2 protein-coding genes are annotated in these 1,570 nt (G+C 67.0%); both read left to right on the top strand.

Annotated features, from left to right (window positions below; translation table 11 throughout):
• The coding region (locus U4E84_RS16995) for a phytoene desaturase family protein (protein ID WP_369698432.1) at positions 1-415 on the top strand (415 nt) is incomplete at its 5' end.
• 147 nt (positions 416-562) lie between these two features.
• Positions 563-1,414, top strand: coding sequence for a bacteriorhodopsin (locus tag U4E84_RS17000; RefSeq protein WP_345785522.1), 852 nt, complete (start codon positions 563-565; stop codon positions 1,412-1,414).
• The last annotated feature ends 156 nt before the right edge of the window (positions 1,415-1,570 follow it).

A 1,570-nucleotide genomic window follows, 5' to 3' on the forward strand; every position in this document is an offset into this window, starting at 1 on the left:
CGAGGGCCACGAGGCGGTCGTGACGCTCGTGCCGCTGGCGCCGGGTCTCGACGACACGCCGGAGCGGCGGGCGGCGCTCCGGGACCGCGTGCTCGACGCGGTGGCGGCGCGGACCGGCGTCGAACTCCGCGATCGGATCGTCGCCGAGGAGTCGGTCTGCGTCTCGGAGTTCGCGTCCCGGTTCGACCAGCCCGGCGGGACCGCGCTCGGGCTGGCGCACACGACGCGACAGACCGGCCCGCTCCGCCCCGGACCGCGCGTGCGCGGCGCCGACCGGCTCTACTACGTCGGCGGGAGCGCCAATCCGGGGATCGGCGTCCCGATGTGCCTGCTCGGGGGCGAACACTGCGCGGCGGCGGTGGAGGCGGACGTCGGCGGCGGGCCGCTCGATCGACTTCCGCTCGTCGGGCGGTGAGCGGCGTCGGTGGACGACGCTCGTTCGCGGTCGTCCGAGATAGGATAAATATTTTAAAAAATTGGCCCTGAGATTCGAAACGGTTGGAAAACCTTACCAGTAAGGTTGGTACATTTAATAAATACGCGATATGATCAGTACTGTCGCATGATCGAAACAGCAGCGGCTGACTTACTCGCAAGCGGAACAGTCCCGCTCGAAATGACACAGACGGAAGTCTTCCAAGCGATCCAAGAGAACGGGCTCTTGGCATCGTCGCTCTGGATAAACATCGCCCTCGCCGGCCTCTCCATCCTCCTGTTCGTTTATATGGGTAGGAACGTAGAGGACCCGCGCGCGCAGCTGATCTTCGTCGCCACGCTGATGGTGCCGCTGGTGTCTATCTCCAGCTACACCGGTCTCGTCTCCGGGCTCACGGTGAGCTTCCTCGAGATGCCGGCTGGCCACGCATTGGCCGGTCAGGAAGTGCTCTCGCCGTGGGGACGGTACCTCACGTGGGCGCTCTCGACGCCGATGATCCTCATCGCGCTCGGCCTCCTGGCCGGGTCGAACATGACGAAGCTGTTCACGGCCGTCGTGGCTGACATCGGGATGTGCGTCACGGGCCTCGCGGCCGCGCTGACCACGTCCTCCCACCTGCTGCGCTGGGTCTGGTACGTGATCAGCTGCGCGTTCTTCGTCGTCGTCCTCTACATCCTGCTCGCCGAGTGGGGGCGGGACGCCGAGATCGCCGGCACCGCCGAGATCTTCAACACGTTGAAGATCCTCACCGTGGTCCTCTGGCTCGGCTACCCGATCTTCTGGGCGCTCGGCGCCGAGGGGATCGCGGTGCTCGACGTCGCCATCACCTCGTGGGCGTACAGCGCGCTGGACATCGGCGCGAAGTACCTCTTCGCGTTCCTCCTGCTGCGCTGGGTCGCGAGCAACGAGGGCACCGTCTCCGGCATGGCGTCCGGCCTCGGGTCCGCCTCCGGCGGCGCGGCCCCGGCCGACGACTGAGTCGGACGACCGACTCGCGGTCCGGATCCGTTCTTCACATTTTCCGCGCCCGCCAGCCGCCGGCCCGGGCGAGAGCAAAGCGCTAAACCCGCAGCGACGGTGAGACGAGACATGAAACAGGCGATCGTCGCCCGGCCGGACATCGGCATGGGCGCG

Origin of the sequence: Halorubrum sp. AD140 (genome assembly GCF_034497445.1) — an archaeon.
Classification (GTDB): domain Archaea; phylum Halobacteriota; class Halobacteria; order Halobacteriales; family Haloferacaceae; genus Halorubrum.